The 6,220-nt window shown below is 44.5% G+C and carries 9 protein-coding genes; 7 read left to right on the top strand and 2 right to left on the bottom strand.

All coding sequences use genetic code 11. The features are described from left to right. Nucleotide 1 precedes the first annotated feature (1 nt). The 4 genes from ACJ751_RS00505 to ACJ751_RS00490 are packed head-to-tail and all read left to right on the top strand — an operon-like array spanning nt 2 to nt 2,500. Nucleotides 2-1,225 carry a SufS family cysteine desulfurase gene (locus ACJ751_RS00505; protein WP_407743403.1) on the top strand — a complete coding sequence of 408 codons (1,224 nt, stop codon included), beginning with the start codon at nt 2-4 and terminating at the stop codon, nt 1,223-1,225. A gap of 2 nt (nt 1,226-1,227) precedes the next feature. Next, the gene (locus ACJ751_RS00500; RefSeq protein WP_407743402.1) at nt 1,228-1,674 is read left to right on the top strand and encodes a SufE family protein; all 447 of its coding nucleotides are present in this window, start codon (nt 1,228-1,230) and stop codon (nt 1,672-1,674) included. Then, nucleotides 1,667-1,978, top strand: coding sequence for an iron-sulfur cluster assembly protein (locus ACJ751_RS00495; protein ID WP_407743401.1), 312 nt, complete (start codon nt 1,667-1,669; stop codon nt 1,976-1,978). The genes ACJ751_RS00500 and ACJ751_RS00495 overlap by 8 nt, the downstream gene beginning before the upstream one ends. 18 nt (nt 1,979-1,996) lie before the next feature. Beyond that, nucleotides 1,997-2,500 carry an RrF2 family transcriptional regulator gene (locus tag ACJ751_RS00490; protein WP_407743400.1) on the top strand — a complete coding sequence of 168 codons (504 nt, stop codon included), beginning with the start codon at nt 1,997-1,999 and terminating at the stop codon, nt 2,498-2,500. 79 nt (nt 2,501-2,579) lie between these two features. On the opposite strand, the gene ACJ751_RS00485 is transcribed toward ACJ751_RS00490, so the two are convergent. Beyond that, the gene (locus ACJ751_RS00485; RefSeq protein ID WP_407743399.1) at nt 2,580-2,732 is read right to left on the bottom strand and encodes a hypothetical protein; all 153 of its coding nucleotides are present in this window, start codon (nt 2,730-2,732) and stop codon (nt 2,580-2,582) included. A gap of 435 nt (nt 2,733-3,167) precedes the next feature. Here ACJ751_RS00485 and ACJ751_RS00480 point away from each other — a divergent pair, with 435 nt between their 5' ends. The 3 genes from ACJ751_RS00480 to ACJ751_RS00470 all read left to right on the top strand — a co-directional run bounded on the left by ACJ751_RS00480 (nt 3,168) and on the right by ACJ751_RS00470 (nt 5,200). Further along, nucleotides 3,168-4,280 (top strand): C1 family peptidase, encoded by a 1,113-nt coding sequence (locus tag ACJ751_RS00480; protein WP_407743398.1) that lies wholly within the window; start codon nt 3,168-3,170, stop codon nt 4,278-4,280. A 43-nt stretch (nt 4,281-4,323) separates the two neighbouring features. Further along, nucleotides 4,324-4,737: a hypothetical protein gene (locus ACJ751_RS00475; RefSeq protein ID WP_407743397.1), complete on the top strand. Its 414-nt coding sequence runs from the start codon at nt 4,324-4,326 to the stop codon at nt 4,735-4,737. Nucleotides 4,738-4,882: 145 nt separating this feature from the next. Next, nucleotides 4,883-5,200, top strand: coding sequence for a protease inhibitor I42 family protein (locus ACJ751_RS00470; RefSeq protein ID WP_407743396.1), 318 nt, complete (start codon nt 4,883-4,885; stop codon nt 5,198-5,200). Nucleotides 5,201-5,238: 38 nt separating this feature from the next. Here ACJ751_RS00470 and ACJ751_RS00465 read toward each other — a convergent pair. Then, nucleotides 5,239-6,220, bottom strand: a 982-nt coding sequence (locus tag ACJ751_RS00465; RefSeq protein WP_407743395.1) for a helix-turn-helix domain-containing protein, incomplete at its 5' end; no start/stop codon positions are given.

Raw genomic sequence — 6,220 nt, 5'->3', positions numbered from 1 at the left:
CATTACAAAGGGACTGGATGTAGAAGCCATACGGCAACAGTTCCCGGCGCTGAACCGGCAGGTGAAAGGACAGCCCTTAGTATATTTTGATAATGCCGCTACGACTCAGAAGCCGCAAGTGGTGATTGATGCACTGGTTGATTATTATACCAATTTCAATGCAAACGTGCATCGGGGTATCCATACGCTGGCCGAAGAAGCAACCGCGCTTTTTGAAGCCAGTCGCAATGCCGCCCAACAATTCATACATGCTTCCTCAAGGGAAGAGATCATCTTTACCCGGGGTACTACCGAAGGCATTAACCTGGTAGCGTATACCTGGGGACGTAAAAATATAAAAGCAGGGGACGAGATCATTATCACGGAGATGGAACACCACTCCAATATTGTTCCCTGGCAGATCCTGTGCGAAGAAAAAGGCGCGGTGTTAAAAATGATCCCCCAACAAAACGGGGAGTTATTGCTGGATGAATTTAAAAAGCTGCTGAGTTCAAAAACAAAACTGGTATCCGTAGTGCATGTATCCAATGCATTGGGAACCGTGAACCCGGTAGAAGAAATAATCAAACTGGCGCACCAGGCCGGCGCATTGGTAATGATAGACGGGGCGCAATCAACCGTTCACCTGGACATAGATGTACAGGCAATGGATTGCGATTTCTTTGCTTTCTCCAGCCATAAAGTATATGGCCCAACCGGGATAGGGGTGTTGTATGGTAAAAAGAAGTTGCTGGAAGCCATGCCGCCGTTTCAGGGTGGGGGTGAAATGATAAAGGAAGTGACGCTGGAAAAAACAACCTATGCCGACCTGCCTTATAAATTTGAAGCCGGTACACCCAACATTGGCGATGCCGCCGTGCTGAAGACCGCACTTGAATTTGTAACTAAGATCGGCAAGGAAAAGATCCGCAACCACGAGAACGAATTACTGGCCTATGCCACCGAACAGTTGGTACAATTGCCAGGGTTGAGGATCATTGGTACAGCAGCCAACAAGGTGAGTGTGGTGTCATTTGTGATCGATAAAGTGCATCCGCAGGATATCGGCATTTTGCTCGATAACCGCGGGATAGCAGTAAGGACCGGTCACCACTGCGCACAACCATTGATGCAATGTTATGGCATCCCCGGCACCATCAGGGCTTCCTTTGCCACGTACAATACCAAAGAAGAAGTGGATAAGCTGATAGTAGGTTTGCAGAAAGCTTTAAAAATGTTATTATAACAATGAGCGATCATAAAAGCATACAGGCCATAGAAGATGAATTGGTAGAAGAATTTGCGCTGTTTGATTCATGGGACGATAAGTACGAATACATCATAGACATGGGCAAGAAGCTGGCCCCACTGGAAAATGAGCACAAGCTCGATGAAAACAAAGTGCGTGGCTGTCAAAGTACCGTATGGCTGGTATCTGATTATAAAGATGGAATAATATCCTTCAAAGCCGATAGCGATGCCATCATTACAAAAGGATTGGTGAGCATGCTGATCAGGGTACTTTCGAACCATACGCCTGATGAGATCATTGAAGCTGATTTGGGATTTATTCAAAAGATTGGCATGACGACCCATTTGGCGCAAACCCGGGCAAACGGGCTGCTGGCGATGGTAAAACAGATGAAGAACTTCGCACTGGCTTATAAAATAAAAAATTCGATGACGCATGGATAACGAAGCGCTGAAACAGAAAGTAACGGAGGTATTACAAACCATTTTTGATCCTGAAATACCGGTAAGTATCTGGGAGCTGGGTTTGATCTACGAGATAAATATCTTACCGATCAATAATGTTCAGATAGTAATGACATTAACGGCGCCCGGTTGCCCGGCTGCGCAGTCGTTACCGGTAGAAGTTGATCAGAAGGTACGTGAAATAGAAGGGGTGAACGATGTGCATGTGGCCGTAACCTGGACACCAGCCTGGGACAAAAGCATGATGTCGGAAGTCGCTCAATTACAATTAGGATTTCTTTAAGCAAGAACTCATTATATAATGAAAATAACTGCACAGGAAGAATACGGTTTGCGTCTGTTGATTCGCCTAGCGGCCTGCAAGGATCCGAATGGAATGAGTATCCCGCAGTTAAGTGAAGCGGAAGGAATCACTGGCACCTATGTGGCCAAGCTCACCCGTATTCTGCGCATGAAAGGGTATATAAAAAGCAAACCTGGTAATAAGGGTGGCTACGAGCTGGCAAGGCCTGCAAAGGAGATCGTGATCAATGATGCGTTAAAGGCATTGGGTGGCCCCATGTTCAGCAATGACTTTTGTGGTTCGCATTCCGGCACCATGAAGTTATGTACCAACTCGGTTGATTGTTCAGCCCGTTCGTTGTGGCAGATGATACAATATACCCTGGATCAGTTACTGGATAAAGTAACACTGCACGACCTGGTGAGCTCCGAAAAAGAATCGACCAGGGTCTTGTACCAGATGCTGAAACCCGATCCATCGGTCATGAAAAGCATTATGAGTATTGTAACGCCCGAAGAGTAACAAGACAACCTATTAATAAAAAAGCCCCGATTTCGGCTCAGCCGGGATCGGGGCTTTTTTATTATGTAGTAGTATTATCTCACACCGGCTTTTCAGCTGTTTTAACAACGATTACTTTGGTCTCAGGTTGCGGTGTGGTGTTATAGGTAGCATTGTTTGCGGAATAGCCGGCGACTAGTAAAATTACTAACCCGGTATGGGAACAAACCGATACGACTTGTTGGTAATTCATGGAATACTGTTTTAAAGGATAAACTTTAACCTGTATCTAAATTGATTATTATGACAGGTTCTGTTCACTATAAATAACGTTCAATTTTATGGTTTGGTATGTTAATAAAATGTAATCGATACGCGATCATGATCTTCGTCATTATTATATAATAAATGATCATTATCACCAGTTTAGGGTATTGGTTATTAATTTTTTTTAATGTAGCTTGGTCGGGATTTTAGCAAACTAACTGTGCCGTATATCCCTTCTAAACTTCTTTTTAATAAAGCTCTGGCAGTAAGCACAATTGAAACATCCCGGTTAAGGATCCTGTAGGCCTGAACAATTACAGGACACACCCATCTGTACTCCTAATACATACTGTGACAAGTCATCGATGTTACAAAACATCGGAGGAGATACTATTTTCTTAACCATTTAAATAATGCGCTTATGAACAAGTCAGAAGAACTGAACGCGCTCCGCAGCAACCTGCTGCAAAATGACAGCACCTGGAATGCTGGTACTAACATGCTCTTTGAACTTTCGAAAGAAGAACAGGAGAAACGACTGGGTTATACGCCTGGTCCGGGTGAACCAGGCCTGCAAGAGCGGGAAGCAATGGCCCAGGCCAACCTGCTTAATTTTAATGTACGCAAAAGCGCTTATGGCAATGAGTTTGGTGCTCCGGCCTCATTCGACTGGCGCAACAAAGGCGGACAGAACTTTATGACGCCTATTAAAGACCAGGGCAGTTGTGGGTCCTGTGTGGCTTTTGGTACCATTGCTTCAGTAGAGAGCAGAATAAAGATCTTAAAGAACAACCCAGCCTATGCAGTGGACCACTCCGAAGCACACCTGTTCTATTGTTTGGCAAGGGCCGAGAGCAGGAACTGTAGCAATGGCTGGTGGCCCGAAAGAGCCCTGGAGAATTATAAAACTACCGGCGTTACAGACGAGGCCTGCTATCCTTATACAGCCGGTGATCAAAACTGTACCGGTCGTTGCGCCGATTGGCAAAACCGTGTTACCAAGGTGGCGGCCTATTCCAACAAAACAAATATCGCCGCTATCAAGGAATGGTTATCTACCAACGGACCAATGGTTGCCTGCTTCTCCGTGTATTCTGATTTCTTTGCTTACAGCAACGGAGTATACCGCAAAACTGCCAATGCCGAATTTCGTGGGGGCCATTGTGTAAGTTGCGTGGGCTATAATGATGCCCAACAATTCTGGATCTGTAAGAACAGCTGGGGACCAAACTTTGGTGAAGGCGGTTACTTCCGCATCGGGTATGGCGAATGTGGTATCGATAGCAGCATGTTTGGAGTAGATGCTATGGTTGACACCTCCTGGCTGAGCAACGTAGCCGTAAGAGGTTTGTGGAATAACAAATCAGACCGAAATTCTTATGCCTATTTGGGCGATGAAGGCTGGAAAAGGATCACGCCTAGCAACGACACTAATTTCTTCCTTATGTTGAATGACCTGGCTACTGCTAAAACCGCCGGTCGCAATGTAACTGCTCATGTTGAGAACGGTATTATTACCGAAGTATATGCATAGTATTCGTTCCAGGAACTGAATTCTACAATTAAAAAATTATAACATGTCCAAGAAGAACATACCAACTGATCTGCCCGCTACAGCAGCAGCAAACAGCGTTTTAAGCCCCGAACCACAACCATTGTTACCAGCTGCCTCAAAAACAGACAATGGTAAGTCAATGTTAAGCGCTACACCCATGGATTCATTGAAAGAAGTTGAAAAAGGGATGGCTGCCGAAGAGGCTGCCGGCGCCGGGGTGTGGTACAGCAATAAAAAAGTAGTTGGCTTATGGACCATTGCGCAAACCCGCAATGCATGGGCCAATATCAGCGATCTGGGCTGGAAGAAATTTTATAACGGATCAGATTCATCGATCGTTGCCTTTAACATTATTGCCGGAACTGCTTTGGAAAAACAGACGCTGGTAAATGTATTGATAGAGAATGACCAGATCGTTGAGATCTATGCATGGTAAGTAACCATATTTCAATACTACTTTGACAGGCCGTATTTTGAGGAAGAAGTGTTTTCGTTTCGGGCGTATAGTGCAGTGGCATATATGGCCTGTCAAAGTAGTATTAATTCCCCTTGTTTTGTGTAGCTTTTTAAAAATGCATTGTATGCAGGAGTATCAATTAAGCGAAGCCGATAATGGAAAGAAATTACAATTGAGGATGAATGATCATGTTGTAATAAAACTGCCGGCCAGTCCTGGTACGGGTTATAACTGGGAGGTGCAACCCAATAATCATTTTAGTGTATCGCATCAGTATAAGATACAGGGAGATGCCGGAGTGGGTGCCGGTGGAATAGATGTATTTGAACTGGATCCTCAAACCCAGGTGCAGAGTGGTTCTATAAAGTTTGTATATAGACGGGCATGGGAAGATGTTTCTAAAGCGGGTAAGCAGTTTAGTATTAGTTATCAGATTCAGTGAGTAGTTGACCAGTTAACCAGTTGACCAGTTAACGAGTTTTATTTAAGCAAACTCCCGGGGGTAACCCCGAATTTCTTCTTAAACGCCCGCTGAAAATGCTGCGGATGCGCATAGCCCAGTTCATAGGCAATGGTCGACATATTCTTTTCCCCCTCATAAATAAGCCGTTTGGCTTCATTAAGCCGGTGTTCATTTACAAAGGCTGTTACACTGTTTTCAAATAATTGTTTGAAACCTTTCTTCAATTTAAACTCATTGATGCCGCAGAGTTTCGACAGCTCGGCTAAAGAAGGCGGGTTGTTGCAACGGGCCGTAAGAATATTGCGGGCATGGTATATTTTTTCTTTATCAGCCGCCTGCAATTTCACCGGTTTGGCAACAGGTGTGGAAGGTTTCATCAGTACTTCACATTGCAGGCTAAGCAGCGTGAGTATCTGCGATTCAATAAACAGTGAACGCAAGCCCGCTGAGTCGGGACATTGCCAGATGTTATCAAAAATAAACCGCATCTGGCTGGTAAGCTGTTTTTGCGGCGCCTGCATTACAAAAGAAGTACCACTGGCAATTTTATCTGCTACAGAAGCCAGTTCAGGAATATAACCCGATAACAGCGTAATCATCTTTTCAGGTGGTATATGCACTCCGAACATGCGATAGGTACCCATGCCGATCAATTCATTCTTTTCATTTGAATATGGATTGAATAAAATATTGTGATAGTCTTTCCCATACAAACAACGGTTCAATATGCCTTCATGCGTTTGATACATATTCCCCTGCAGCATAAAATTCATTTCAACATAAGGCAATGCATTAAAATGCTGCCAGGGCGCCGTTTGGGCAGTGGTATAATTAAAGCTGTCGATAATGCCAATGCCACCGGCCGAAGTTATTTTAACGATACCGGTGCGGTCAGGAAATGGCAGGGCATATTCCTTCACCATCCCATCATGTAACTGAAAGAACGGGTTAAAATTTTCTTTACGGATGAATTTGTTCTCCTCCTTCATAGCCTGGTTT

The sequence above is a fragment of the Niastella sp. genome (assembly GCF_045805085.1).
GTDB lineage: Bacteria > Bacteroidota > Bacteroidia > Chitinophagales > Chitinophagaceae > Niastella.
Note: the sequence above shows the minus strand (reverse complement) of the source record. Positions and strands in the feature narration are given on the sequence as shown.

What these genes read in the sequence shown, in the direction of transcription:
- ACJ751_RS00475 (WP_407743397.1), top strand. Translation starts at nt 4,324, where the DNA reads ATGTCCAAGAAGAACATACCAACTGATCTGCCCGCTACAGCAGCAGCA.
- ACJ751_RS00485 (WP_407743399.1), bottom strand. Translation starts at nt 2,732, where the DNA reads ATGAATTACCAACAAGTCGTATCGGTTTGTTCCCATACCGGGTTAGTA.
- ACJ751_RS00500 (WP_407743402.1), top strand. Translation starts at nt 1,228, where the DNA reads ATGAGCGATCATAAAAGCATACAGGCCATAGAAGATGAATTGGTAGAA.
- ACJ751_RS00480 (WP_407743398.1), top strand. Translation starts at nt 3,168, where the DNA reads ATGAACAAGTCAGAAGAACTGAACGCGCTCCGCAGCAACCTGCTGCAA.
- ACJ751_RS00495 (WP_407743401.1), top strand. Translation starts at nt 1,667, where the DNA reads ATGGATAACGAAGCGCTGAAACAGAAAGTAACGGAGGTATTACAAACC.
- ACJ751_RS00490 (WP_407743400.1), top strand. Translation starts at nt 1,997, where the DNA reads ATGAAAATAACTGCACAGGAAGAATACGGTTTGCGTCTGTTGATTCGC.
- ACJ751_RS00470 (WP_407743396.1), top strand. Translation starts at nt 4,883, where the DNA reads ATGCAGGAGTATCAATTAAGCGAAGCCGATAATGGAAAGAAATTACAA.